27 protein-coding genes and 1 pseudogene are annotated in these 25,524 nt (G+C 63.2%); 14 read left to right on the forward strand and 14 right to left on the reverse strand.

The window, feature by feature from the left end; translation table 11 throughout:
- The first annotated feature begins 3 nt into the window (after window positions 1–3).
- The 4 genes from ACOJB8_RS22485 to ACOJB8_RS22500 all read left to right on the forward strand — a co-directional run bounded on the left by ACOJB8_RS22485 (window position 4) and on the right by ACOJB8_RS22500 (window position 3,366).
- Window positions 4–966 (forward strand): carbohydrate ABC transporter permease, encoded by a 963-nt coding sequence (locus tag ACOJB8_RS22485; RefSeq protein ID WP_475014273.1) that lies wholly within the window; start codon window positions 4–6, stop codon window positions 964–966.
- 20 nt (window positions 967–986) lie between these two features.
- On the forward strand, window positions 987–1,838 hold the full coding sequence (locus ACOJB8_RS22490) for a carbohydrate ABC transporter permease (protein ID WP_324159796.1): 852 nt from the start codon (window positions 987–989) through the stop codon (window positions 1,836–1,838).
- 95 nt (window positions 1,839–1,933) lie between these two features.
- Window positions 1,934–2,470: a pyridoxamine 5'-phosphate oxidase family protein gene (locus tag ACOJB8_RS22495; protein WP_475014277.1), complete on the forward strand. Its 537-nt coding sequence runs from the start codon at window positions 1,934–1,936 to the stop codon at window positions 2,468–2,470.
- A 92-nt stretch (window positions 2,471–2,562) separates the two neighbouring features.
- The gene (locus tag ACOJB8_RS22500; RefSeq protein WP_069265867.1) at window positions 2,563–3,366 is read left to right on the forward strand and encodes an FRG domain-containing protein; all 804 of its coding nucleotides are present in this window, start codon (window positions 2,563–2,565) and stop codon (window positions 3,364–3,366) included.
- A gap of 27 nt (window positions 3,367–3,393) precedes the next feature.
- Here the strand turns inward: ACOJB8_RS22500 and ACOJB8_RS22505 are convergent, their stop codons facing one another.
- Window positions 3,394–3,690, reverse strand: a complete 297-nt coding sequence (locus ACOJB8_RS22505; RefSeq protein WP_475014280.1) for a YciI family protein — start codon at window positions 3,688–3,690, stop codon at window positions 3,394–3,396.
- 34 nt (window positions 3,691–3,724) lie between these two features.
- Window positions 3,725–4,312 carry an NUDIX domain-containing protein gene (locus tag ACOJB8_RS22510; RefSeq protein ID WP_368618754.1) on the reverse strand — a complete coding sequence of 196 codons (588 nt, stop codon included), beginning with the start codon at window positions 4,310–4,312 and terminating at the stop codon, window positions 3,725–3,727.
- A 103-nt stretch (window positions 4,313–4,415) separates the two neighbouring features.
- Here ACOJB8_RS22510 and ACOJB8_RS22515 point away from each other — a divergent pair, with 103 nt between their 5' ends.
- A complete protein-coding gene (locus ACOJB8_RS22515) occupies window positions 4,416–5,171 on the forward strand; it encodes a DeoR/GlpR family DNA-binding transcription regulator (RefSeq protein WP_368618753.1) in 756 nt (251 codons plus the stop codon).
- Window positions 5,172–5,645: 474 nt separating this feature from the next.
- Here the strand turns inward: ACOJB8_RS22515 and ACOJB8_RS22520 are convergent, their stop codons facing one another.
- The 7 genes from ACOJB8_RS22520 to ACOJB8_RS22550 all read right to left on the reverse strand — a co-directional run bounded on the left by ACOJB8_RS22520 (window position 5,646) and on the right by ACOJB8_RS22550 (window position 12,163).
- Window positions 5,646–6,512 (reverse strand): MBL fold metallo-hydrolase, encoded by an 867-nt coding sequence (locus tag ACOJB8_RS22520; RefSeq protein ID WP_475014282.1) that lies wholly within the window; start codon window positions 6,510–6,512, stop codon window positions 5,646–5,648.
- Between the two features lie 24 nt (window positions 6,513–6,536).
- Entirely contained in the window at window positions 6,537–7,226 is a 690-nt protein-coding gene (locus ACOJB8_RS22525; RefSeq protein WP_368602408.1) for a class I SAM-dependent methyltransferase, read from the reverse strand.
- The gene (mctP, locus tag ACOJB8_RS22530) at window positions 7,210–8,733 is read right to left on the reverse strand and encodes a monocarboxylate uptake permease MctP (protein ID WP_475014285.1); all 1,524 of its coding nucleotides are present in this window, start codon (window positions 8,731–8,733) and stop codon (window positions 7,210–7,212) included. Before mctP ends, ACOJB8_RS22525 begins: the two co-directional genes overlap by 17 nt.
- On the reverse strand, window positions 8,730–8,954 hold the full coding sequence (locus tag ACOJB8_RS22535) for a DUF3311 domain-containing protein (protein WP_475014288.1): 225 nt from the start codon (window positions 8,952–8,954) through the stop codon (window positions 8,730–8,732). The genes mctP and ACOJB8_RS22535 overlap by 4 nt, the downstream gene beginning before the upstream one ends.
- On the reverse strand, window positions 8,951–10,183 hold the full coding sequence (locus ACOJB8_RS22540; protein WP_368683432.1) for an aminotransferase-like domain-containing protein: 1,233 nt from the start codon (window positions 10,181–10,183) through the stop codon (window positions 8,951–8,953). Before ACOJB8_RS22540 ends, ACOJB8_RS22535 begins: the two co-directional genes overlap by 4 nt.
- A gap of 164 nt (window positions 10,184–10,347) precedes the next feature.
- Window positions 10,348–11,250: a LysR substrate-binding domain-containing protein gene (locus tag ACOJB8_RS22545; RefSeq protein WP_069265874.1), complete on the reverse strand. Its 903-nt coding sequence runs from the start codon at window positions 11,248–11,250 to the stop codon at window positions 10,348–10,350.
- Window positions 11,251–11,368: 118 nt separating this feature from the next.
- The gene (locus ACOJB8_RS22550; protein WP_475014293.1) at window positions 11,369–12,163 is read right to left on the reverse strand and encodes an SDR family oxidoreductase; all 795 of its coding nucleotides are present in this window, start codon (window positions 12,161–12,163) and stop codon (window positions 11,369–11,371) included.
- Between the two features lie 128 nt (window positions 12,164–12,291).
- On the opposite strand from ACOJB8_RS22550, the gene ACOJB8_RS22555 reads away from it, so the two are divergent.
- Window positions 12,292–13,209: a LysR family transcriptional regulator gene (locus tag ACOJB8_RS22555; RefSeq protein WP_368602412.1), complete on the forward strand. Its 918-nt coding sequence runs from the start codon at window positions 12,292–12,294 to the stop codon at window positions 13,207–13,209.
- Here ACOJB8_RS22555 and ACOJB8_RS22560 read toward each other — a convergent pair.
- Window positions 13,186–14,166: a LysR family transcriptional regulator gene (locus tag ACOJB8_RS22560; protein ID WP_368602413.1), complete on the reverse strand. Its 981-nt coding sequence runs from the start codon at window positions 14,164–14,166 to the stop codon at window positions 13,186–13,188. The genes ACOJB8_RS22555 and ACOJB8_RS22560 overlap by 24 nt on opposite strands.
- Window positions 14,167–14,460: 294 nt before the next feature.
- Between ACOJB8_RS22560 and ACOJB8_RS22565 the strand changes: the two genes are divergently transcribed.
- The 7 genes and pseudogenes from ACOJB8_RS22565 (at window position 14,461) to ACOJB8_RS22595 (ending at window position 20,998) form a co-directional block, all read left to right on the forward strand.
- Window positions 14,461–15,444 carry a YeiH family protein gene (locus ACOJB8_RS22565; RefSeq protein ID WP_475014297.1) on the forward strand — a complete coding sequence of 328 codons (984 nt, stop codon included), beginning with the start codon at window positions 14,461–14,463 and terminating at the stop codon, window positions 15,442–15,444.
- A 46-nt stretch (window positions 15,445–15,490) separates the two neighbouring features.
- Window positions 15,491–16,099 carry a TetR/AcrR family transcriptional regulator gene (locus ACOJB8_RS22570; protein ID WP_069265991.1) on the forward strand — a complete coding sequence of 203 codons (609 nt, stop codon included), beginning with the start codon at window positions 15,491–15,493 and terminating at the stop codon, window positions 16,097–16,099.
- An 80-nt stretch (window positions 16,100–16,179) separates the two neighbouring features.
- Window positions 16,180–16,383 (forward strand): annotated as a pseudogene (locus tag ACOJB8_RS22575) (oxidoreductase); the annotation flags it as partial.
- Window positions 16,384–16,426: 43 nt separating this feature from the next.
- The gene (locus ACOJB8_RS22580) at window positions 16,427–17,428 is read left to right on the forward strand and encodes an NADP-dependent oxidoreductase (protein ID WP_475014344.1); all 1,002 of its coding nucleotides are present in this window, start codon (window positions 16,427–16,429) and stop codon (window positions 17,426–17,428) included.
- A gap of 352 nt (window positions 17,429–17,780) precedes the next feature.
- On the forward strand, window positions 17,781–18,809 hold the full coding sequence (locus ACOJB8_RS22585) for a helix-turn-helix domain-containing protein (RefSeq protein WP_475014299.1): 1,029 nt from the start codon (window positions 17,781–17,783) through the stop codon (window positions 18,807–18,809).
- 160 nt (window positions 18,810–18,969) lie between these two features.
- Complete coding sequence (locus ACOJB8_RS22590; protein WP_069265882.1) at window positions 18,970–19,269, forward strand: hypothetical protein; 300 nt, start codon at window positions 18,970–18,972, stop codon at window positions 19,267–19,269.
- 181 nt (window positions 19,270–19,450) lie between these two features.
- Window positions 19,451–20,998 (forward strand): hypothetical protein, encoded by a 1,548-nt coding sequence (locus tag ACOJB8_RS22595; RefSeq protein ID WP_475014301.1) that lies wholly within the window; start codon window positions 19,451–19,453, stop codon window positions 20,996–20,998.
- Window positions 20,999–21,052: 54 nt separating this feature from the next.
- On the opposite strand, the gene ACOJB8_RS22600 is transcribed toward ACOJB8_RS22595, so the two are convergent.
- The 3 genes from ACOJB8_RS22600 to ACOJB8_RS22610 all read right to left on the reverse strand — a co-directional run bounded on the left by ACOJB8_RS22600 (window position 21,053) and on the right by ACOJB8_RS22610 (window position 24,259).
- Window positions 21,053–22,600, reverse strand: a complete 1,548-nt coding sequence (locus ACOJB8_RS22600) for a methyl-accepting chemotaxis protein (RefSeq protein WP_368602418.1) — start codon at window positions 22,598–22,600, stop codon at window positions 21,053–21,055.
- Between the two features lie 207 nt (window positions 22,601–22,807).
- A complete protein-coding gene (locus ACOJB8_RS22605) occupies window positions 22,808–23,077 on the reverse strand; it encodes a hypothetical protein (protein ID WP_368618741.1) in 270 nt (89 codons plus the stop codon).
- 330 nt (window positions 23,078–23,407) lie between these two features.
- Window positions 23,408–24,259 (reverse strand): intradiol ring-cleavage dioxygenase, encoded by an 852-nt coding sequence (locus tag ACOJB8_RS22610; protein ID WP_475014305.1) that lies wholly within the window; start codon window positions 24,257–24,259, stop codon window positions 23,408–23,410.
- Window positions 24,260–24,425: 166 nt separating this feature from the next.
- On the opposite strand from ACOJB8_RS22610, the gene ACOJB8_RS22615 reads away from it, so the two are divergent.
- Window positions 24,426–24,782, forward strand: a complete 357-nt coding sequence (locus ACOJB8_RS22615; protein ID WP_475014307.1) for a hypothetical protein — start codon at window positions 24,426–24,428, stop codon at window positions 24,780–24,782.
- Window positions 24,783–24,859: 77 nt separating this feature from the next.
- Here the strand turns inward: ACOJB8_RS22615 and ACOJB8_RS22620 are convergent, their stop codons facing one another.
- Window positions 24,860–25,318 carry a PRC-barrel domain-containing protein gene (locus ACOJB8_RS22620; protein ID WP_256094804.1) on the reverse strand — a complete coding sequence of 153 codons (459 nt, stop codon included), beginning with the start codon at window positions 25,316–25,318 and terminating at the stop codon, window positions 24,860–24,862.
- Window positions 25,319–25,524: the final 206 nt, after the last annotated feature.

Below are 25,524 nucleotides of genomic sequence, written 5' to 3' on the forward strand. Positions count from 1 at the left end.
GCAGTGAGTCACACCGTTGCGCATCGCGTGGACGGCGCCGCGCCGGCAGGCGGCGAGAACGGCGGCATGCAGCACGCAAGCGGGCGAGGCATTCAGCCGCGCCGCCGCGCGTCGCCCACCGCGCGGCGCCAGCGCCGTGCCGCGTGCCTCTTTCTCGCGCCCGCGGTCATCATGTTCGCGGTCTACGTGATCTGGCCGATTCTCTCCACGCTGCGTCTCTCGCTCTACAACTGGGACGGCATGACCGAAGCGAGCTTCGTGGGTTTCGCGAACTATATCGAGCTGTTCCACTCGCCCACGTTCTACACGGCGCTCAGGAACAACGTGATCTGGCTGGTGCTGTTCCTGCTCGCACCGCCCATGGGTCTTGCGATCGCGCTGTACCTCAACCAGGCCGTGGGCGGCATCCGCATCGTCAAGTCGCTGTTCTTCGCGCCGTTCGTGCTTTCTGGCGTGGTGGTGGGCCTCATCTACTCGTGGTTCTACGACCCCACGTTCGGCCTGCTCGCGCTCATGCTGGGCCGCGGCATTCCCGTGCTCGGCGACCCGAACTACGCCACGCCGGGCATCATCTTCGCCGCACTCTGGCCGCAAACCGCGTACTGCATGATCCTCTATCTCACGGGCCTCACCACGCTCAACAGCGAGCAGATCGAGGCCGCGCGCATGGAAGGCGCGAAGGGCTGGACCATGCTCTGGCACGTGATCCTGCCGCAACTGCGGCCCGTCACGTTCATGGCCGTGGTGGTCACGATCATAGGCGCGCTGCGCAGTTTCGACCTCATCTCCGTGATGACGGGCGGCGGACCATTCGAAAGCTCGACCGTGCTCGCGTACTACATGTACGACCAGGCGATCAAATACTACCGGCTCGGTTATTCGGCCGCGATTGCCGTCGTGCTGTTCGCGATCATGCTGCTCTACATCGTCTATCACCTGCGCCGCCTGCGGCGCAGCGAGCACTGAATCCGCTACGAGGAGCCCCCATGTTTCCGATTCCGGTCGACAAGTGGAAGCCCGCGTCGCGCCGCCTGTACAAGCTCTCGCTGCCCGTGGCGCTCGTCATCTGGCTGCTGCCGCTGATTGCCGTGCTCGTCACCTCGGTGCGCTCCACCGAGGAACTGAGCGAAGGCAACTACTGGGGCTGGCCGAGACACTTCGCGATGATCGAGAACTATCGCGACGCACTCACGACTTCGCCCATGCTCCATTACTTCTGGAACAGCGTGCAGATTACGCTGCCCGCCGTGGCCGGGGCGATTGCGCTCGCAGCGCTGGCGGGCTATGCGCTCGCCATCTATCGCTTTCCGGGCAATGCGGCGCTGTTCGCGACCTTCGTTGCGGGCAACTTCGTGCCGATCCAGGTGCTGATGATTCCGGTGCGCGACCTCACGCTCAGGCTGGGTCTCTACAACACCGTCGGCGGCCTGATCCTGTTCCATCTTTCGTTTCAGACCGGTTTTTGCGCGCTCTTCCTGCGTAATTTCATCAAGCAGCTGCCATTCGAACTCGTGGAGGCCGCGCGCATCGAGGGCGCGAACGAATGGACCGTGTTCGTGCGCATCGTGCTGCCGCTCATCCGCCCGGCGCTCGCAGCACTCGCCATTCTCGTCTTCACGTTCGTCTGGAACGACTACTTCTGGGCGCTGTGCCTGACCCAGGGCGACGACGCCGCGCCGATCACGGTGGGCGTCGCGGCCCTCAAGGGGCAATGGACGACGGCGTGGAACCTCGTTTCCGCAGGCTCGGTCCTTGCTGCGCTGCCTTCGGTGATGATGTTCTTCGCGATGCAGAAGCACTTCGTAGCAGGGCTCACGTTCGGCGCGACCAAGGGCTGAACGGCTGCTGAAGGGCGGGGCGATTTGACTTCGGCGCGGCGCTACGGTCCAATTTCAAACGACCCGACGCACGCGATACCCGCAAGGAACGCCCCATGGAGCAAAACGAACCGGCCCCACAGGCGATGCAGCCCGCATCGCCCACGCAACTGCCCGCAGCGCTCGTTCGAGAATTCGACGGCGAGCACCTCGAAGCGCGTCTTGCCGATGCGGTTCGCCTTTCGACCGTCAGCGAGGACGGCTGGCCGCACGGTGCGCAACTGAGCGCGGGCGAGATCCTGGCCGTGAACGCCACCACGCTGCTCATCGCGCTCTGGCCGCAGTCCAGCACCACCGCGAACCTTATGCGCGACGGCCGCCTCACGCTCTCGCTCGTGCATGACGGCGCGCTGCTGGAGATCCGCGCACGCGCACACGCCGTGGCGCAGCGGCAAACGGCACTCGAACTGAGCGTATTTCGCGTGGAAATCGAATCCGTCACCGGGCATCGCGCGAAGTATGCCGAGGTGCTGAGCGGCGTGACGTTCCGGCTCTACGAGCCCGTGCAGGTGCTGAAGCGTTGGCGCGAGCAGATCGCGATGCTGCGTACATTCGCCTGGGTTTGCACACAGTGCGTGGCGAAACCTTCGTGATGTTGTCATTGTCGATGTGCTAGCGTGTCCAGCGGGGCGCGCGCTTCGCGCGACCCCGGCGCGACGCAAAAACGAACGCTACCGGAACCACGATGCAGACCACGGTACTCACAGACTGGCAGCAATTCATGGCGCTGACGACGCAGCTCGACGGCTGGGCGTTTCGCGGCCAGCAGAACGCGCAGTGGCACCTCGAAAGCTCGCTCACACGCTACATGCGCGACTACGTGGGCGACCGGCTGCAATGGCGCCAGCGCGAGGAGCGCGCGATTCGCGTGTTTCGCCGCAAGGCGCACAACTTTCTCGCGCATCCGGACCTGCTCAAGGACGATCTGCGCTGTCTCGCGCTCATGCAGCACCACGGCGCACCCACGCGGCTGCTCGATTTCACCAAGAGCCCGTTCGTCGCGGCCTTTTTCGCGCTCGAACGCGCCACCGGCGACGCCGCCGTCTACGCACTGAACACGCCGGCGCTCTGGAACAGCCGCGCGCTGCCCAAGGTCAATCCCACGCTCACGCGCGATGTGATCGACCCGCGCGCGCACGACAACTTCGAGCGCTACTTCTTTAGCAACACGAACGAAATTCTCTGGTCGGGCGAGCCTACCGAGATGGACGACCGGCTCGTCGCGCAGTCGGGCACGTTCGTCGTGCCGGGCGTGATCGACAAGCCGTTGCAGGCCATTCTGGAAGGCTACGAGAGCCACGAGGAACTGCTGCACAAGATCGTGCTGCCCGAGCGCATCCGCATGGACGCGATGAAGTGGCTCTACCGCATGAACATCACGAATGCGTCGCTGTTTCCGGGGCTCGACGGGCTCGCGCGATCCATTGCGGTGGAGCTGGAAATCGTATGGTCGGGCATGGTGGTACCGGTTGCGGGCTCGCCGAACTGAACCGGCGCAAGCCCGCAGCGCCAACAATCAAGGCGTTTCGGGCCGCGGCAGATTGAGGCCGGGCGCGAGGCGCGTGGCCTTGAATTCCGTCACTTCGTAGTGGGCGACGCCTTGCTGCGCAAAGGGATCGGCGGCGAGCAGCGCATCGAGCCGCTCGCGCGGCATGTGCGAGGCGATGATTACGCCGCCGTCGCGCGGCATTTTCGGTCCTGCGGCAATGAAATTGCCGGCTTCGAACTGCGCGTCGAGGTACGCGCGATGCCCGGGCAGGGCGTCGTCGATGCGTTCGAGCGAAGCGGTATAGAACAGCGAAACGATGTACATGGGCGATCGATTAAAAACGAGCGAAGTGTGTATGTTAGCGCGCGAGACCGCGCAACGCCGCGTGTTGTAACAGCATGATCGTCTTGCCGTCCACGATCTCGCCGCGCTCGATCATGCTCAGCGCCTCGCCAAGCGGCATTTCGACCACTTCCAGATCCTCGCCTTCCTCTTCGACTCCGCCGCCCGCGCCGGGCCGCTCGGCGGGGTCGTATTCGCCCAGGTAGAAGTAAAGCTTCTCGGTCACGGAGCCCGGGCTCATGTACGCCTCGAACACCTTGCGCAGGTTGCGCACGCGGTAGCCCGTTTCTTCTTCGACTTCGGCGCGAATGCGCTCGTCGGGCGCGGCGTCGTCGAGCAGGCCGCCCGGGGCTTCGATCATCATGCCGTCGTGCCCGTTGACGAACGTCGGCATGCGAAATTGCCGCGTGAGCACGACGTTGCCGCTGCGCGGATCGTGCAGCAGGATGGTCGCGCCGTTGCCGCGATCGTAGGTCTCGCGGCTCTGGCGCTGCCACGCGCCGTTGCTGCGCAGGAAGTCGAAGGTCACCTTGCGGAGCACATACCAGTCGTCGGACAGCACGGTGGTTTCGATCATTCGCACGCGGTCTTTCGTTGCAGTCATCTCGTTCCCCTTGGTCGGCATTCGCCATTCATGGTATCGTGCAGTTTCGTGCAAAATCAAGAAAATTCGTGCAATCCCGTGTAACCCGGTGTGCGCCATTCCCATGCTCACAGATCAACGAAAGAAAGCGATACTCGCGGCGCTCAAGCGCGATGGCCAGGTGCTCGCCGGCGAACTGAGCGCGCAATTCGGCGTTTCCGAGGACACCGTGCGGCGCGACCTGCGCGAGCTGGCCGCCGAGGGCCTGTTGCAGCGCGTGCACGGCGGCGCGCTCCCGGCTTCGCCGGCGGTGGCGCCTATCGCAGAGCGGCGCGGCATGGAGGTGGCAGCGAAGCGACGCATTGCGCAAAAGGCCGCGGACATGATCGCGCCGGGGCAGGTGGCGATCGTCGATGGCGGGACGACCTCGGCGCTTCTGGTCGAGTGCCTGCCGCGCGATCTGCGGGCAACCATCGTCACGCATAGCCCCGGCGTCGCGGTGGCGCTCGCGGAGCATCCCGCCATCGAAGTCGTGCTGATCGGCGGGAAGCTCTACAAGCATTCGGTGGTCACCGTGGGCGCGGCGGCCGTGGAGGCGATCGCGCACATTCACGCAGACCTGTACTTCATGGGCGTGACGGGCGTGCACGTGCAAGCCGGGCTGAGCACGGGCGATTTCGAGGAATCCTATGTAAAACGCGCGCTGGCTGCGCGCGCGGCTGAAACGGTCGTCCTGGCGTCGGCCGAGAAGCTCAACGCCGCGTCGCCGTATTGCATCGGTCCAATCGGTATGGCGCAGACCATCGTCGTCGAGCGTTCGGCGGACGCGAAGCTGATCGAGCCGATCGAAGCGGCCGGCGTGACGGTGGTGCGCGCCTGAGTGCGTGATCACAGCTATCCCACGATGCCAAGAACAAACGCATTCAAGCCCAAAAGCAATAGCAGCAGGATCGCAGGCAAATGGCGTACGACAATTGAGCCAGCATCGCGCTTGTCCAAACTGGGAGTCGCGTTGAATCTTGCACGTTTTCTCATTTCGAAGAATTCCCAAAGCGGCGCGCGCGACGACGATGTACCCATCGCAGCGAGGTGGTGGAGTCTCGCGTCACGGCGCTGAAGTTTCCAGGCAACGAACAGCGATGCTGTGTTCAGTAGGCAGCAGCCATCGAAAGCAGCAGGTAGCGCATGAGTTCGATTTCGTAATCGACCGGGGCGGTCGGGGCGGCGCTGTCGTCCATTGATGGCGGAGGCGCATCTGCGTCGATGCACGCGCCAGTCGGAGCTTCCGTAGCGAAGCAAAACGCATTGCCACGGCCTGGACCCGCGCGCTTAAGCAACCGTCTTGGCGCGCCGATCATGAGGGATCCGCCACGAAACAGGACTCGTCGATCGGAATCCGCATATAGCGACGGCCGTTGCCATCGGAAGCGGGCAGACGTCCGCCGCGCAAATTCACCTGCATCGCGGGGAACAGCAGCGCCGGCACCTTCAGCGTGAGATCGCGCGCAGTTCGCATCGCAACGAATTCGCTTTCGCTGATGCCGTCGCGCACATGGATATTGTGTTGCCGCTGCTCGGCAATCGTCGTTTCGAAGCGTACGTCACGCCCCGCAGGCGGGTAGTCGTGACAGACGAATACGCGGGTCGATTCGGGCAGTGCCAGGAGCCGCCGCACCGACGCATAGAGCGTTTTCGCATCGCCACCCGGGAAATCGCAGCGTGCCGTGCCGAGGTCGGGCATAAACAGCGTATCGCCGACGAACAGCGCATCGCCAATCAAATAGGCCGTGTCTGCGGGCGTGTGTCCGGGTGTCGGAATCGCACGCGCCGTCATGGTGCCGATCGTGAATGCCTCCTCGGGTCCGAATAGACAATCAAAGCCGTGCTCGTCGGCGAGATCGAACGTCGTCGAGAACAGCGAGCGCACGTCGGCGATACGCGCGCTCGTAGCGATGGTGCCGCCCCTACGCCGTTTCAGTTCGACGGCGCCCGATAGATGATCCGCATGCGCATGCGTTTCGAGAATCCATCCGACGACCAGATGCTGCTCCCCGATAAACGCGAGGATGCGATCGAGTGACGCAGTCGACGGGCGCCCGGACGCCGTGTCGTAGTCCAGTACCGGGTCGATCACCGCGCAAGTCGAACCCGCGCCCGCATGAACGATGTGACTGACAGTGCCCGTTACTGCATCATGAAACGATTGAACATGAGGAAACATAAAACACTCCTGAAGCGTGATCCACTACATGCACGAAGCGCGCACGAGAAAGAACGTGCGTTGCGCGGCGGGCGCGGGCGCCGCGGACCCGTGATCGACATAGCGTTCGATCTGCACGTGATCGAAGCCGGCTTCGAAGCAGGCTTCGCGAAAAGCGGTCGGTCCATGAACGCGAAAACCGTGGCGGCTGAACGGCATCGACAGCGCCGCTTCGGGTGTCATCGCCGCGATCACCAGTTGTCCTTCGTCGCGCAGCACACGGCGGATTTCCCGAAGGGCTGCCAGGAGGTCCGGCCAGAAGTAGACGCTGTTGATCGCGATGGCCTTGTCGAATGAGGCGTTTGCGTAGGGAATGCTGGCGACGTCCGCCGTCGTCAGCGCGACGCGTCCGCGCGCCAGCAACATGGCGTTGCGTTCGCGAGCCGCAGTCGTCATCGTCGGCGATATGTCGATGCCCACGAGCGTCAGCCGTGGCGCACGCGTCAGCACGGACAGGATATGGCCGCCGTTGCCTGGCCCGATCTCGACGATGCGTTCGTCCGCCTGCGGATCGAGTCTGGTGAACGCTGCATCGATCAACGCGGCGTTGACGCGCTCCATCATGTCGCCGACCGCGAGGCCGGTCTCGGCCGTGGGGCACGCGAGGTGCGACATCAAGGTATCGATGTCGATGCCCGCGAGCGCAGCGTTGGTGCTATCAGTTCTGGAGGTCACCTTCGACTCCTTCTTCCTGCGGTTTCGTGAAAAGGACCGACGACGCGAGGACGACGATGAGGTTGGCAAGCAACGCGATCACAGCGGCATAGACCGGCATCGCGAGCGCGCCGACATGAATCGTGTAAGTAGCGGTCTTGAAGCCATTCACGGCCACCATCCACGTGCCGGTGCCCAGACCGGATATCCAGCCCGCCATCAGACTGCGCGCGCGCACGGCGGGCACGAAGAGACCCAGCACGACGGCAGGCAAGGTCTGCGTGATCCAGACGCCGCCGAGCAGCTGCAACTGAATGGCAAACTGAACGGGCATGAACAGCACGAAACCCAGCGCCCCGAACTTGACGAACAGCGAGACCTGCTTTGCCACCCGGGTCTCGCGCGCCGCGCTGCAATACGGCGCGAAATACGGCCGCCACACGTTGCGCGTGAAAAGATTGGCCGCGGCAATCGACATGATCGCGGCGGGCACCAGCGCGCCAATGCCGATCGCCGCGAACGCGACGCCGACGAACCACGAAGGGAAGTAGTGCAGGAAAAGTGCGAACACTGCGAAGTTCGGGCCGTATTGCCGGAACTTAGCCGCGTACTCGGGCATCGCGCCGACACCCGCCGCGAGCGCCATCACACCAAGCAGTGCGACGAAGGCGAGCAGCAGCGAATACGCAGGCAGCAAGGCCATGTTGCGTCGGATCACGCGATCGGATGATGCGGAGAGTGTTGCCGTCATCGAATGCGGATAGAGCAGCAACGCAAGTGCCGAGCCGAGCGCGAGTGTTGCATACGACGAGTACGCGTTGAGGCTCGTGGCGTCCGGCGCTTTCAGCAGCAGCTTCGCTGGCGGCAACGCCGCGAACATGTGACCGAAGCCGCCAAGCCGCGCCGGGATCACGATCAGTGCCCCGATGATCGTCGCGTAGATCAGCAAGTCCTTGACGACAGCGATCATTGCCGGCGCGCGTAATCCGCTCGACCACGTATAGACCGCGAGTACGCCGAACGCGACGAAAAGCGGCGTTTCGCCGAGCCAGCCATGCGTCGGAAGGCCGAGCGCGCCGAGCGTGACCCGAATGCCCACCAGTTGCAACGCAATATACGGCATGGTCGCGAGAATGCCTGTCAACGCGATCGCGAGCGCAAGGGGGCGACTGCCAAAGCGCTGTTCGATGTAGTCGGCGAGGGTCACATGGCCATGCTTGCGCGCAACGCGCCACAGGCGCGGCAAGACGAGAAAGCCGAGAGGAAACGTGATGATGGTGTACGGCACCGCGAAGAAACCCGTCGCGCCCGCAGCGAAAACAAGCGCCGGCACGGCGACGAAGGTGTACGCGGTGTAAAGGTCGCCGCCGACCAGGAACCAGCTCATGACGGTGCCGAAGCGCCGACCGGCGAGTCCCCATTCGTGAATGGCGCTGAGATCGCTGCGCCGCCATCGCGCCGCCGCCATCCCCAGCACGCTCACCAGTGCAAAAAGTGCGATGAAGATACCTATCGACATTACGTTCATGCGGCACCTTCTTGCGATCGCGCTGCGGACTTGCGCGCGGCGCTCGCGTCGAGCAGGTAAGCTGCGCCCGTCAGCAGCGCGCCCGCGAGAACGCAGCCCGTTTGCCACCAGTAGAAGAATGGCCAGCCGTCGAGCGTGGGTGTCATGCGGTTGTAGAACGGCACGCTAAGCGCGGCAACAATGGGCGAGGCAAGCAACAGCAGAGTCAGCCGGGATGTCATCGGTCGAGTTCCAGGTCGAAAACGGGGGTGAACGCACGCGAGTGCGCGTTGATGAGCGCCGCCAGCCGTTCGATGCCGCGGTCGATCTGCTGCGGCGATACGGTCGCGAAGGACAGGCGCAGAAAGTGGTGGAGCGGATCGCGTGCAAAGAACGGCGCGCCGGGGACGAATGCGACATTGACGGCAAGCGCGTCTTCGAGCAGTGCCGCGCTGTCGATGTCGGGCGGCAGCGCGAGCCAGACGAACATGCCGCCTTCGGGCACGTTCCAGCGCACGCCTTCGGGCATGTGCCTGTCGAGTGCGGATAGCATTGCTTCGCATTGCTGACGATAGAAACTGGCAAGTCGCGGTACGTGAGATTCGAGCAATCCGTCGCGCACGGTCTCGTAGACGATGTGCTGCGAAAGCGTCGAGCTATGCAGATCGGCCGCCTGCTTGACCTGGACGAACTTTTGCTGCAGCGCGCCCGGCACGATCATGTAGCCGACCCGCAATCCGGGCGCGAGGGCCTTTGAAAACGAACCCAGGTAAATGACGTTGTCGGGCGCCATCGAATGGATGGACGGCAACTGACCGCCGTCGAACGCAAGCGCGGCATAGGGATCGTCCTCGACGACGATGAGCCCGGTGCGGCGGGCGATTTCTGCGATCTTCCTGCGACGCTGGAACGGCAGACGCGTCCCCGTGGGGTTCTGGAAGTTCGGCTGCAGATACAACAGCGCGGCGCGCTCGGGTTCGATGTACTCGAGCGCTTTCGACACGATGCCGTGGTCGTCCGTCTGCACGCTCACGAATTCGGGTTCGTATAGCGAGAGCGACTGCAGCGCGCCGAGATACGTCGGCCGCTCCACGAGCACCGCGCTTTGGGGATCGACGAGCACCTTGCCGATGAGGTCGAACGCCTGCTGGGAGCCGCTCGTGATCAGGACGTTGGACGGCGTGACGGGATGCTGGCTGGTCGAGTGCGCGCGCGCGATCCATTCGCGCAATGGCGCATAGCCTTCCGTCGCGCTGTACTGGAAGATGTCGGCACTGGAAGCATGCGTCGCCCGAGCGGATGCATCGCGTAGTGCGGCGAGCGGAAACGAGGCGGGCGACGGAACGCCGCCCGCGAACGAGATCATGTCGGGTCGTTCGGTGAGCTTGAGAATTTCGCGAATCGCCGAACTGTTCAGCGATCGTGCGCGTTGAGCGATACGCCGCTCGGCACGGGACAACGTATTTGCCATCTGATTGCTCCTCCTTGAAGAGCGTCATCGTAGACAGCAGGGAAACAATGAAAAAGACGGCTGGAGGAGTAAAACTGTTTCCGCGTGGAAACGATCGGGACGAGGACGAAATCGGGCCTGCGCCCTTTTTCATGCGCTCGAATGAAGGCTGTTTGCGAAGGGAGTCAGTCGTTCATCAAGGCGGGCAACGCTTCGGCGAGATAGTCGACGGTCGCGCGCATCGCTTGCGTCATGCCGCGTTGCGACGGAAAGACGATACTTAACGTGCCTCGTGGGATGTGCCAGTCCGGGAGGACGCGCACGAGCCGTCCGTCTGCGAGTTCGGCCTTGCACATCGGCGAGGGTAGGGCGACGACGCCTAGCCCCGCCTGGGCCGCGAACTTCGCGAACGGCGCGTCGTTGCAGCGAATCCTCGGGTGGTAGGAAACGGTCGCGGTGCGTCCATCCGAGGCATGCAGCAACCAGGTACAGCCGGTATCGCGACGCGCCAGCTGCATGCCGTCCGCGCCGTTCAGCTCAGCCGGCTCGGAGGGCGGTCCATTCGCAAAGAGCGTGGGGCTCGCGACGAGCACTACGCGCGTTTGCCCAACGGGCCGCGCGATCAGCGACGAACTTTGCAGCGGCTCCGTATGGCTGCGCAGCGCAATGTCATACCCTTCTTCAACGATGTCGACATAGCGGCTGGAGGTCTGCAGATCGATGTCGATTTTCGGATGCACGGCGAGAAACGGCGGCAGCACTCTATCGAGCGCCATCCGGACGATGCCGGCCGCACACGTGATGCGCACGCGTCCAACCGGCTCCGTCAGGCGCGCCTGTGCGGCCTGCTCGGCATCGCGTACCTCGTTCATTACGCGCAGGCAGTGCGCGTGGAAGTCCACGCCCGCCTCGGTGAGCGAGAACTTGCGCGTCGTGCGGTTCGCAAGGCGCAGTCCCAGCGCCTGCTCCAATGCCTGCAGGCGTTTGCTAAGGGTGCCCTTGGGTATCCCGATTGCATCGGCCGCAGCGGAAAAGCCACGTTTCTCGACCACGACCGAAAAGTAATACAGATCATTGAGGTCGATCATGGCGATCGTTTCCGTACTGAGACAATGAATCCATTCTAGACCGCTTTCAGTGCGGTTCTCGTCTGACGAAATGGTGAACGAAGCGGCGCCGCGAGCCGAAGCGCGCCGGCCTCGCGAATCACAGAATGCCGGTGCCGAGGCCCCCGTCGACCTGGATCGTTGCGCCGTTGATATAGCTGGCGCGGGGAGACGCCAGAAACGCGACCAGCGCGCCGAGTTCCTCCGGACGACCGAGGCGCCGCAAGGGGACTTCCGCGGCCAGTTCCGCGAGGCCCTGTTGTTCGCTTCTGCCGTCCGCGAGTTTCTGCTTGAGCGACGACTCGCGGATGCGGTCGGTCAGTATCAATCCCGGTGCCACGTTGTTGACGGTGATGCCATTGCCGTTCGCCTCGCGTGACAGCAGCTTGGCGAGGCCGACTACGCCCAGGCGCATGCTCGTCGACAGAATCGATCCCTGCATTGCGTGCCGCACCGAAAAGCTGACGATATTGATCACGCGGCCCTCGCCGGAGCGGCGCAGATGCGGCAGCGCCAGGCGTGTGAAGCGCGCGATGCTCAAGAAGCTGAGATCGAACGCCTCTTGCCACGCGGCGTCGTCAAACGTGTCGAACGAGCCGAAGGGCGGACCTCCGGCGTTGTTGACGAGAATATCGAGCGAGCCAAATTGGGCGACGGTACCGGCGAGCGCATGCGATGCGTCGTCTGGACGCCTTACGTCCACTGTGATCGCATGTGCGTTCGTCACGCCCGCTTCGCGTAGCTGCGCCAGTGCGTGTGCATGATGGCCGCCGTTCGACGAAGCGATCATCACGTTCGCCCCCTCGCGTCCCAGTTCGATTGCGCTCGCCAGTCCGAGCCCGCGTGACGCGCCGAGCACGAGCGCCGTTTTTCCCGACAGTTTCAGATCCATCATCTCCCTCTTCGTTACGAGAACACGGTCAGTCTAGTTTCCGGCGATACTTGCATAAACGGTCGATTCGGTAATGCTGGATTCCATTCTTGAAACGACTGGTCGACGTGTTCGTCTGATGAAATGAACCTATGGACTGGAACAGATTGCGGTTTTTCATTGCCGTCTATCGGCATCGGACGCTTGCCGGCGCTTCGCGCGAATTGAACAGCAATCCGCCTACAGTCAGCCGTCAACTGGCCGCGCTGGAGCATGAACTGAAGGCCAGGCTGTTTCTGCGCACGCCCCGCGGCTATTTGCCGACAGACACGGCCGAAGCACTGGTCGACGTCGCGACGCAGATGGAGCGCAGTGCGCTGGAACTCGAGCGGCGCGCGGGTGGTGCAGATATGTCGCCGCGCGGTGTGGTCCGTGTTGGCACGTCGGATGTGCTGGGCACCGGGTATGTCATACCGGCCATTGCATCGGTGCGTCGCAAGTACCCGGAGATTCGCATCGAGGTGGATATCGCTTCAGCGTTTTCCCGGCTCGCACAACGCGAGAACGATATCGTCGCGCGCAACGTACGACCGGAGCAGGCGTCCGCTATCGTGCGTCGTCTTCCCGGTCTGACGACCGCGCTGTACGCGAGTCCGGCGTACCTTGCGAACTTCCCGACGCCGCGTGATATTGGCGATCTCGTTGCGCACGAGTTCGTCGCGCTTGTCGCGGGCGACGGGATCCGCTGGTTCCCGCCGCTGCAAGCGTTGAGAACCAGCCTGCGGGTGCCGGGCGTACAGGTGAACTCGATTCTCGCGCTCGTCGCCTCCTTGCAAGGCGCGCTGGGCATCGGAGAATTGCCGACCTATATCGGTGATGCCATTCCTGATCTTGTGCGCGTGCTGCCCGATGTGGAAAGTGCCTACGATGTCTGGCTCGGCATGCATGCCGATTTTCACCGGACGGCACGCGTGCGTGTCGTCGTCGATATGATCGTTCAACAGTTTCAAAGCGGGGAGGGCGGTCGAGTCGCACGCATAGCCAAGTCAGGGATGGCCGCGGGGGGCTAGCCGGGCTTGGTCGCTCTGCATTGCCGGAGCGTCGCAAACATGAGCCCCCGCGATGGGAAAAGGACCGCCCGCATGCGCGGTATGCTCAAGGGCTAGTTCGAAGAAGGCCCGAGCGCATGGTGAAAGCGAACGCCTCTTGAGCCAGACCAGATGCAGCGCGCGTTCTATTCGCATGTCAGCCACCTCCAGGGTGCGGATTTCGCCACGGGCGATTTCCGTCTCGATACTGAGTGAGGACAGGTAGGCCATGCTCGGTTGCGAAACAAGCATGCGCTTGATGGCCTCCGTATCGCTCACCGACATGGAAGGTACCATCTCGAACCCGGCGCGCTGATACGCGGACTCGACTACCGCGCGCGTACCCGAACCCGGTTCGCGCAGGATCACCCTCCGTTCTGCAAGATTGCGCGCCAACAGTAGTTGCCCGTTGCTTTGACGTAATCCCGGCGCGGCTGCGAGTACGATTTCGTCGGAGCCAACATATTGCGCGTGCAGGCGTGCTTCGTCGTATGGACCCTCGATGAAACCGAGCGTGTAGTTGCCGTTACCGAGGCCGCGCACGACCTCCTGTGTATTGGTGACAGTCAGTTCGATGCTGATCTTTGGATAGCGCGTCGTGAACGTGGCGATCATCTTCGGCACGAGGTAGACACCTAGTGTTGCGCTCGCGCCTATTTGAAGGTGCCCTGAGTCAAGACCTGCGATTTCCTTCAATTCGGATCGGGCCGCCTCGGCGAGGGTGAATATCCGTTCTGCGTAGTCGAATAGCAGTTTCCCCGCATAGGTGAGCGCCACGCCTCGGGGCAGCCTGTCGAAGAGTAGGACACCCAGGCGATCTTCCAGTTCCTTGACCTCGCGGCTAACGGCGGGCTGGCTTACCCGCAGACGCAAGGCGCCGCCGCTCAAGCTGCCGGCGCGGGCAACTTCATAGAAAGCAAACAGATGAGTGAAATTCATTGGCAAGGCCCGCGAGAATCGCCGTGGCCGATTCATGGTCCGAAATCCGGCGACCCACGATTTCCCACGAGACGGCCACGATGGTAGCGCCGTTTCATCCGCCATTAAAGGATGCCGCAAGTGCAACACCGTTTCCTGTGGGAAACGATCGCCGTGATCAGCCTGCAGGGGGCTGCCAGAACCTGGAAATGAGGTGGCATAACTCAAAGTCAGGCAACAGCTGCCTATTTTGTATTTTTCACGACACCGAACGACGCATAGCCTAGTCACTCCGTTTAACCGACTGGTGTCGAAATGTCGTCTCTTTCGCCGAATCGCCGAACATCCCGTAGCAAGTATGCGGTTGGGCCCTGTTACCTTATTGGACTGATTCCCGGTGTTGCGCTCTGTGCCGGCGTGTGCCTGATCGCATGGCTGCTGCAAACGCTGCAAGCGCGTCTATTTGGTCATGTGTGGCTTGAATCGCTCGTGCTCGCGATCGTCGTTGGCGCGCTGGTCCGTATGATATGGACGCCGGGTGAGCGTTGGACAAGCGGGATTACGTTTAGCGCCAAAGCCTTGCTGGAAATCTCCGTCGTGCTGCTCGGCGTATCCTTTAGCGCCGCCGCATTGCAGGCGACCGGCCTCAAGCTGCTGTCGGGCATCGTTGTGATCGTCATCGCGGCCATCCTGGCGAGTTACGGAACAGGACGCGCACTGAAGTTGCCACGGCGCATGGCGGTCCTGATCGCGTGCGGAAATTCGATCTGCGGAAATTCAGCCATCGCAGCGGTTGCGCCCGTGATCGGCGCCAGCCGCGACGATGTCACTGCATCGATCGCCTTCACCGCGGTGCTTGGCGTTGCGGTAGTGCTTGGCTTGCCGCTGATATCTGCGGCTCTTCATCTGAACGCCGTGCAATATGGGACATTGGCAGGTATGACCGTCTATGCGGTACCACAGGTGCTTGCAGCGACCATACCCGTTTCACCCGTCAGTGTGCATATTGGCACGCTGGTTAAACTGGTGCGTGTGCTCATGCTCGGACCGGTGATGCTGCTCCTGTCCACGCTTCTGCCTGTACGTGCTGCGAACCCAGGTACGCCGGAGCCGGGCGACGGTACGACGATGCTGCCCGGCAAGGTTCGTCTGACGAAGCTGGTGCCATGGTTTATCGTCGGCTTCGTTCTCCTGTGCGCGGCTCGAGCGACGGGGATGATTCCCATGCCGCTTTTGCAGCCGGCGAGCGAGCTAGGCAGCGCGCTCACGGTTGTTTCAATGGCTGCTTTGGGTGGGTGATCCCAACCGAGATTGCTTCGTGCAGCAAATTGCGCTGAAGTGGTATATGATGACCATCATGCAGAAACCATCATCCAATCGAAAACCGGCCAGCCGCAAGGAAATCACGCACGAGCGCATCGTCGAGGTTGCCGCCCGCGCGATTCGACGCAGTGGCTACGACGGGACGGGAGTGGCCGACATCATGAAGGAGGCTGGCCTGACACATGGCGGCTTCTACGCGCACTTTCCATCGCGGGAAGTGCTGCTTGCGGAAGCGGCCGACCGCGCCGGTGCCGAGGCCGTGGCATTGTCGGAGCAAATCGCCGCCTCCGTGCCGCAGGAGCAGGCATTGCCGTCGATGGTGCGCGCCTATCTGTCGAAGGAGCACCGTGACGCCATAGAAACGGGCTGCCCGGTCTCTGCCCTTGGCTCGGAGATGCCGCGTCAGGCGCCAGTCGTGCGTCGCGCGGCCACCCGCCGCATCAAGGAGATGATCGATGTCGTCGCGCGCCAATTGCCCGACTGGGGGCAGCCGGGCGCGCATGAGCAGGCACTTCTGACTGTTGCTACCATGGTCGGCACCATGGTGCTGGCGCGCGCCGTCGACGACCCCAAACTGTCGGATAGTCTTCTCGAAGCCGCAGTGAATAAATTCGCACCCGCTGATGAGTAATCCGTGTGCCCGGTATCGGCTTTCGTTGGATCATAAATATGATGTCTATCATATTTTTGATCCAACGATCAGGCGCGCACGATCGGCGAGTGAAGGAGGTAGTCGAAAGCGCTGACGGTCCTGAGGTTGTGGCCGAAACTGTATTGCGGGCCGCTCTCGCGGCGCGCCCGAAACTCCGCTATGCGGCGGGCGGACTCGCCGGCCGTCTCCGATTGCTACGCAGATTTGCCCCTGTGGGCCTGGTGGACGCCGGCATTCGCAAGGACCTGCGGCTCACAGCGTAGATGATTCACGCAACAAGAAACTGGCAAGGAACAACGAACCATGATGAAGGCATTCGTCGTCGATCGATATGGACGCGAGAATGGCATACGAGCCGGCGAAATGGCGGATCCGGAACTGCGTGAGGACGACGTACTCATCCAGATTCACGCCGCTGGCGTGAACCCGCTTGATTCGAAGATCAGGGACGGAGAGTTCAAGCTTATTTTGCCCTACCGCTTGCCGCTGATTCTGGGCAACGACCTCGCTGGGACCATTGTCCGCGTCGGATCACACGTGAGGCGATTGAAACCGGGCGATGAGGTGTATGCGCGAGCGCCCAAAGACCGGATCGGCACTTTCGCGGAATTCATCGCGATCACGGAAGACGCCGTGGCGCTCAAGCCCAAAGCGCTGAGTATGGAAGAAGCGGCTTCGATCCCGTTGGTGGGCCTGACTGCGTGGCAGGCGCTGGTCGAACGAGCACAACTGAAGAAAGGGCAGAAGGTGCTCATACACGCTGGCTCGGGCGGTGTCGGCACCTTCGCCATTCAACTGGCGAAGCATCTGGGCGCAACCGTCGCGACGACAGCGAGCGCCGCGAATGCGGGATTGATGAAGCAACTCGGTGCGGACATCGTCATCGATTACAGGAAGGACGACTTTGCCGCTGTATTGAAAGACTATGACGTAGTGCTGGATACGCAGGGCGGAAAGACCCTCGAAAAATCATTGCAAGTGCTCAAGTCGGGTGGCAAGCTGATCGGAATCGCCGGTCCGCCCGATCCTGAATTTGCCAGGCAGATGGGTGCCGCCTGGTTCCTGAGAGCGGCGATGCACCTTCTAAGCTATCGCATCCGAAAGGCGGCAAGACGTCGGAATGTCGACTATTCATTCCTCTTTATGCGTGCCGACGGAGATCAGCTAACCCAGATAGCCGGGCTCTTCGACTCTGCTGCGATAAAGCCTGTGATCGATCGTATATTCCCGTTCGAGTCAACGCGAGAGGCTTTGGCTTATGTTGAAACCGGACGTGCTAAGGGTAAGGTCGTTATCAAGATTCGATAAAAGGAGGGATCTCTGTTGGCTTTCTGGCAGAGGCACCGGCCCTTGCTAGGGCGGTATTCACTTCGTGAACTTGAATACACCTTGTAACAGGTCGCCGCAGCACGGGTAGCCGATGCAATGAAGCGGGCTCATCGGACCTTCCTCCTCTTTGTCGAAGACGGCGCCGCGCGTTGTGCATTTCAGCCTTTCCGGGGCATCGAATGGCCGCACGTCCAGCGCGCAGCAAGGCGCATTCCCCTTACTCGTTTTTCCTTGCGCCGCCTGCTCTAAAGAATTTGCGCGCGCAACCGATAGCCCAGTAGTCGAGTGGAGGTTGCCCATCCCGTAGTCATTACGCATACCAAGGTGGCCTATGAGCCCAACGCCGAATTCCCTGCCTCATTCCACGTTCGATACCAGCGTGCTGCCTCGCGACCAGCAGTTTTCCGCGTGGCGCGAGGCAGTGAGCGTGATTTTCGACACGCAGACCGCAGAATCGCGCGACGCGGGATTCGGCACCAGCGTGAGCGGCTATCTGGTCGGCGACGTGGTGCTGGGCTCGATACGCACGGGCGCGCAGCGCTACGACCGCTCGAACGCGAAGATCGGCCGTGACGGTCACGATCAATATGTTCTGCAGTTCTATCTAGGTGGCCACTGCCGGGCGCGCGACGGCGGCCCGGAAGCGTGTACGCAGCCGGGCGACATGTTCATCGTGGACGCGGCCCAACCGCTCGCGACCGACACCACGCAGAGCGAATTCCTTAACCTGGCGGTGCCGCGGCGCTTGCTCGCCCCTTTGCTGACTGCTCCCGACCAGCAGAGCATGCGTGTGATTCGCGGCACCGATCCCACGGTCGCGCTGCTGCGCGAGCATCTGGCTGCGCTTTACCGACATGCCCCGCAGTTGACGCTCACCCACGCCCAGGCCGTCATGCCCGCCACGCTTCAACTTGCGGCCAGCGCGCTCAACGCGAGCGTGAGCCCGGAACACTGGCCGGCCGTTCAGGAATGTGTGTTCGTATCGATCTGCCGCTATGTGGAGAAGCGCCTGACCGATCCGCAACTGAACGCGGAATTCGTAACGCGTGCATTCGACATGTCGCGCGCCACGCTTTACCGGCTTTTCGAACAGGAGGGCGGTTTCGCGACTTATGTGCGCGAGCGCCGCTTGCGGCGCTGCCGCGAGATGCTCGCCGACCCGGCGCGACGCGGCATGTCGATTGCCGACATTGCCGCCGCACACGGATTCACCGACGCCGCGAATTTCACGCGCGCGTTTCGCCGTTCGATTGGTCTCTCGCCGCGCGCGGTACGCATGCTGGCGCTCAATGGCGAGACCGAACTGGCGAAAGAGTCCGGGGCGGACGACTGGCGCTACTGGATGGCCTTGATGCGTTGAGCATGAAACACGTGGGTCGTGCAAGCCGCATGTGAGACAAAACAACAAGTATTTGAGACATAGCGACAGATTTGGCCCCAGGCACTGCCGATTCATTGCCGCGTCATGCGCCGCCTGCAAAGATGCAGGCGCCTGCCAGATATGGGCAAACGGGGGAAACATGAAAAAGGCCCACAAAAAGCCGCGTCAAGGCGGCCTGTACTACTACGAAGCGGCGTATTCGCTCGAACTCGCGCGTGGCGCGTCGCATATTTCCAGCATGCTGTCGACGGCGACACAGGAAGGTGCCGTGCAGGAAGTGATGCGCGAATTCATTGCGACGCACGGCAGGACCGCGCTGGACGTGTTTAGCTGGCTGCTGGCCGAGCGGCTGGACAAGCGTGGCTGCGCTGCGGCTGCCATGAAGGCCCGGGACTTCGACGCGTCCCGCCGGATGCCCGCGTTGGCCTGCGCAAGCTGAGCCGCAAACGGCTCGATACGCACACGTGCCCGTATGGGCAGGTGTAAGGTCAACCTAAAGATTTCGTAATACCTGACGATAGAGCGATAGAGCAGTTGGCCGCGCCGGCATGCTGGCGCGCGGCGCCTTTTTGCGAACGGCCAGGCGTGCAGCCTGGCAAACAACAAGAACGCATCGAGCCATGACCACGCTATCGTCCTTGAATGCCGCCACGACCCTTGCGCTTACGCCCCTCGTGAGCAGCGTGAATCCCACCGCCGAGGCCGACACCGACGTGTCCAGTCTCGCTGCGCTCGCGCCCTCGACCATCGTCACGATTCCTTCGGCAGATGGCATTGCCGTGCTTCAGACCTACACGCCCGAAGGCACGCTCACTGGCACGACGCCGGTGTCGAGCTGGGCGAGCGATACCAGCGATATCGTGTCGCTCAGGATGATGGGCGACTACGCCGCGCAGACGATGGCCGGTCATTTCGCCGGACTGGGCAGTGCGCTGCTCGATCGCTTCAAGACCACGGGCAGCGACTACGCGCAGTCGGTGAGCGTTTCGTCCGCAAGCGGCCTGGCGACAGTAGGACAAGGATCACATGGCGCAAGTGGTCAGATCGGTCTGACGATTCGTACGACGAGCGGCGTGGCGGTCGACATCGAACTGGGCAGCGAAGACGGCGGCCTCGCGGTGAGTATCAAGAGCAGCGGCACGCTGAGCGAAAGCGAACGCAACGCGCTGGCGAAGCTCTCGGACGGTTTCCAGCAGGCCATCGACGGCCTGGGCGCCGTGCCGCCCAAACTCGATTTGAGCGGCCTCGCGCAGTTCGACACGTCGGCGCTCGCATCGGTGAACTTTCAGTACAGCGTGACGGCCAACGGCAACGCGAATATTTCGGCCAGCTACGCGCAGGACAACTCGGCGCGCAGCCTGAGCGTCACGAGCGCCGCAGGCACGATGAACCTCAAGGTCGACACGAGTCATTCCGCGTTGTGGGGAACGGGCGCGCAGCGCGCGGCTTCGATAGCGAGCTATCTGCAGCAGTTCGACCATGCGAATTCGCGCGGACACGGCAATGCCGCGCTGATGTCGATGTTCGAAGACGGCTTTACGCAAATGAACGAGGACTATGGCACGCCTTCGGGCGGGACATTGCCGGGCGCCGCGTACTCGCCGACGCTGCAGCAGTCGGATCAGGCGATGCTCACGGGTCTCGCAGACTTCAGCGCGTCGATCACGGACGCGAGCACGTCGCCCAATCCGATGCGCCCCGGTGAAGTCGATTCATTCTCGTATCAGGTTGCGCAGAGCACGCAGCTCGAAGGCACGGCGCGCGAGGGCAAGATCTCGCAGACCCAGCAATCGCATTTGAGCGCGAGCTACCATCAGGCGCTGCAGGGTGGGGGCGCGCCTGTCCTCACATCGTCGAGAGATTCGCAAAACTACGATTACGTGCGGATGGACGATAGCGCCGAGAGCACGGTGCAGATGGCGACGTCGCGCGGCGTACTGTTGAATGCCACGCTGAGTCAGTCGTCGGCGCAGGATACGCGTGATTCGAAGTACGAACGAGGTGTGCTCGTCTCCGACATGAACACGCCGAAAGACACCTCGCGCTCTACAGACCTGCTTTCAATGCTCGAACCGCTGATCGACAAAGGCGACGCCACGCGCGACACCGCCGCATGGCAGCAGGCGCTTTCAAAGATCCACGCGATGATCTTGTTAAACAACGCATAGCATCGAGGCGGCCGGTTCGCCGGCAACGCCTCGATCGATCGTCCTGCGCTGCGCTCAGTGCGCGAGCCTGAACGCACCAACGGCGTCGCGCAGCGAGTCGGCCTGCTCGCTGAGCGCCATTGCGGCCGCGGCCGCTTCTTCCACGAGCGCCGCGTTCTGCTGTGAGACCTGGTCCATCTGCGAGACCGCGAGATTCACTTGCTCGATGCCGTCGCGCTGCTCTTCGGACGCGTTCGCGATCTCGTGCATGATGGTCGTCACGCGGCCAATGGACTCGCCGATCTCGTTCATCGTCTCGCCGGCCGAGCGCACATATTCCGAACCCGACGACACGTGCTCGACCGATTCGGCGATCAGCGTCTTGATCTCTTTGGCGGCCGCCGCCGAACGCTGTGCAAGCGAGCGCACCTCGCTCGCGACCACGGCGAAGCCGCGGCCCTGTTCGCCCGCGCGCGCGGCTTCCACCGCCGCGTTGAGCGCGAGGATATTGGTCTGGAAAGCAATGCCTTCGATGATGCCGGTGATATCGGCAATCTTCTGCGAGCTGCCGTCGATGCGCTCCATCGTCTGCACAGCGTTGCTCACGACTTGCGAGCCGCGATCGGCGACTTCCTGCGCGCTGTTGGCGAGCGTCTGCGCGGTGCGCGCGTTTTCGGCGTTCTGCTTGACCGTGGCGGTGAGCTGCTCCATGCTCGCGGCCGTTTCCTGCAGCGAGGCCGCCTGTTCTTCGGTGCGCTGCGAGAGGTCGTCGTTGCCGGCGGCGATCTGCCGCGTCGCCGTGGAAATGGACTCGGAGCTGTGGCTGACCTTGCGCACCGTGTGCGCGAGCGCGTCCTGCATGGCCTTGAGGCTCGCCACGAGGCGGCCCATTTCGTCGCTGGAACGCGTTTCGAGGTTGGCGGTCAGGTCGCCGTCCGCGATGCGCTGGAGCGCGCCCTGCACGTTCTCGAGCGGCGCGGCGATCGCACGGTGCAGTCCCGCGGCGCATACGCCCGCCACCGCGAGTCCGAGCACGATCAGCGCGAAGCTGCCGGCCCGCAGCCATGAATAGCGGTCCTGCGCGCGGTCGAACGCCTGCTCGCCGTGCGCCTTCTGCCATGCCTCGAGCGCGGTCGAGGCCTTGGTGAGCGCGACCGAGAGCGGCGGAATCTGCTTCATCGCGATGTCATCCTGAGCCTGGCGGTCGCCTTGCTTGATCGCGGCCATGAGCGGCTGGATGCCTTGCTCCAGCATGCCGGTGAGGGCGGCTTGAACGCCGTCGGCGAGCGCCTGCTCTTCGGGAGCGTGCGGCAGCGAGCGGTAGACCTCCCAAGCCTTGTTCGAGGTGTCGACATAGTTCTGCGCCTTGTCGAGCAACGGCTGAATGTCGGGCGCGTCGGGGTGCAGTAGGATGCGGTCGAGCGTCGTGCGCGCGATCGTCAGATTCAGGTTGGCCTTGCCGATGTTGATGGCGGCGACCAACTGGTTCGAATAGGCATAGCCGAGCGCCGTATTGGTGCGCGACATGCCCGCAAGGCCGGAAACGCCGGCTGCCACGATCAGCAAGGCCAGCACTCCGACCGCGATGCGCAGACGGACAGAGATAGAGAGTCGTGCAAACACGAAGAGGGCTCCAGAACGCGAGGGGCTACGTAGCAGAAAAACGATCGTGCTTTGCGCGTGAGACGGCAAAGCACTGAACATGTTTACGGCGCTGGGCGAGGGAACTGAAGGTCGGCGCGGGAGCCCGCTGGACCTCTTGCGCAATGGTGGTTTTCCCCAGTCAATCGGGGAAAATTGCAAGCCAGTGAGGCGCCTGGGCACGGCATTTTAGCTGCGCCCCGAATGCCTCAGGCGCTTGAGCACGAGCACGCAGAGCGCCGGCAAATGCACGACGCCCATGCCACACGCAATCACCGCCCACGGCGGCGCGATCGTGCCGGACATCATCGCGCCGACCACGCCGAAGCACAGGCCGGCCAGCAACAGCGTGGCGTGGGCGATGAGGCGCTTCGGGCCGCGCTCGGTGAAGCGCGGAATGTTCGCGTGGACATACACGACGATCAGCAGGGCGGCGGTGGCAACGGCGGGGAAAAACATCTTCGAATCCTCTCCAGCAGTGATGACGGTAAAGTCTTCGACTGTAGTAGAGGAATGCCGTTGCGTCGATGGCTAGCGGGTTGCGGAAGGGGTTAGCACCACACCACGCTGTCGTATGCCACGGTACGGCGATACACGTTCTTGCCGCGCCAGCTGGAAAACTCCATATACGCGCATTCCAGCACCAGAATCCAGTTCGTGACCCGCATCGCCGCCCCCAAAGGTGTTCCCGGTTGTTCGTTCGACTGCGAGACCAGTCTATGACCCGGGAGCGGCGGACAATGCGGCGAGCAAGGCGCGATATCGCGTCCAGTTCGCCGCATTGCCGGATCAGGCGGGCGCCGCGAGCGGCATGAGCACGAAGTCGAACGTGGAGCGCCAGGGCGTGGCGCTGTCTGCCACCCGCTCGTACGGCGCGACGAGCGATGCTTTCACGCCGAACACAGCGTCCGACTGCAGGTAGGGATCGTCGCCCACGAAGGTATGCGTGACGACCTTCTGGAAGCCCGGCGCGGTGATGAGGAAATGCATGTGCGCGGGACGGTACGGGTGGCGGCCGAGGTTTGCGAGCATCTTGCCCACCGGGCCGTCGTGTGGGATCGGGTACGAGACCGGCTTGATGCCGACGAAGCGATAGGCGCCGTCCGCGCCGGTCGTGAAGATGCCGCGGTTGTTCCACCTGGGCTGCACGCCGGGCTGCTGCACGTCGTAGTAGCCGTCGGCGTTGTCGGACCACACGTCGATGCGCGCGCCCTGCACCGGACGGCCTTCGAGATCGAGCACGCGGCCGTCGAACAGGCAGCGCTCGCCCTTGCCGTCGGCGGTGATGCACGCGCCCATCTCGCGCTCGGGCGCGCCGGCCACGTGGAACGGGCCGAACACGGTGTTTTCGGTGGCGGCGCCCGGGCGGCGGTTGTTGATGGCGTCCACGAGCATGGAAAACCCCAGTGTGTCCGAGAGCAGGATGAACTCCTGGCGCTCGGCGCTGCAGAGCTGGCCCGCCGTAGTGAGGAAGCCGATGGCGGTTTCCCATTCCGGCTGCGTGAGCTGCACTTCTTTCGCGAATGCGTGCAGATGGCGCACGAGCGCGCTCATCACCTCGCGCAGACGCTCGTCGGCGTTTTCGCCGATACGCGCATTGACGGCCTCGGCGGAGGCGGCTTCGCTGAAGAACTGGGTCATGGTTCGGGGTTACCTGTAGGGTTGCCAGGCGTGACCTGGTGTTGCCTCGTGTTCTCTGATCGCAGTGACATCGACGTCGTGCTGTAACAGCGCGTATTGTGCGCCTGTCGCCATCGGGAACCAAAATCTGGTCCAATGAGCCGATTCGATCAGCCGTGCCCCCTTCATGATGGGCCGCAGTTTCCTGTGCAATCCGCTGTTCGATGGACGCTTTCGCGCTCGCAATCTGCGCATTTTCGAGGAGGACCATGCCGTGCTGCGGCGCATCCGGCCGGTTCGCGTCCCGGCGACTTGGCAGAACGAGGTGTCGGTGAAGTCGGATGCCTTGCAGATCGCGTTCAGGCAGCGCGCGCGGGCGCTGGCGGAGGACGGCTGGAGTGCGCCGGAGGCGTCGCAGGCGAGCCGCGTGGCCACGGTGATTGCCTGCCCGATGCGGCGCACGGTGAACACGTGGGCGCTGGAGGCGGCCGAGCCCCGCGAGGCACCGCCAATCGCCGCGAACACCGGGACCACGCCGCGCTGAACGCCCGCGCGCTCGATGCGATGCGCGGCTCCGAACGCCAGCTTACCCGCTCGGAGCCGTGTGCTGGACGACTACGCTCAGTGACGCGGCGTCACCGGCTCGACCGCGGCCCAGTAAGGCTCGGCGCCGTAGTACGCGTGCAGCGTGCTGCCCCAGCTCGCGTCGGCCATGGAGGGCCAGCTGTCCCGGTCGAAGCCCGGCGCTTCCTTCACGCGCTCGGACGAGACGTTGAGCAGGAAGCACTTGCGGCTCGTGTCGAGCATGAGCGCGCTCCAGGGGATGGCGAGCAGCTTGTCGCCGATGCCGAGAAAGCCGCCGCTCGACATCACCACGTAGGCTACGCGGCCGCTCTGCACGTCGAGCATGATTTCCTTGATCTTGCCGACTTCCTGGCCGTCCGAACTCAGCACGCGGTCGCTGTCGAGCGTGCTGGCGGCCATCACGTCGGGGCCCGGCCCCGCGGCGCTCACGCGGCCCTTGCCGACGATGCGCACGCCATTGCCGGTTGGCATGGGCGGAGGAATGAAGGTGGGCATGCTGGTCTCCAGATATGAAGGGAACAATGTTGAGTCCGGCCAGACTCCCGACGATTCCCGTATCAGGCGGCAGGCGATGCCGCGGCGGTTCTGGCCGCCTGTCGCGAGATGCAGCAAGCGGCGTACCGCGGTCCCGCCCCTCGATTCGATGCGCCGGCGCGAGGCGCATCGGGGGCGTGCCTGCCTGTCTGGAGACCCGCTCTGGA

The organism is Paraburkholderia sp. BR10141, from assembly GCF_056155635.1.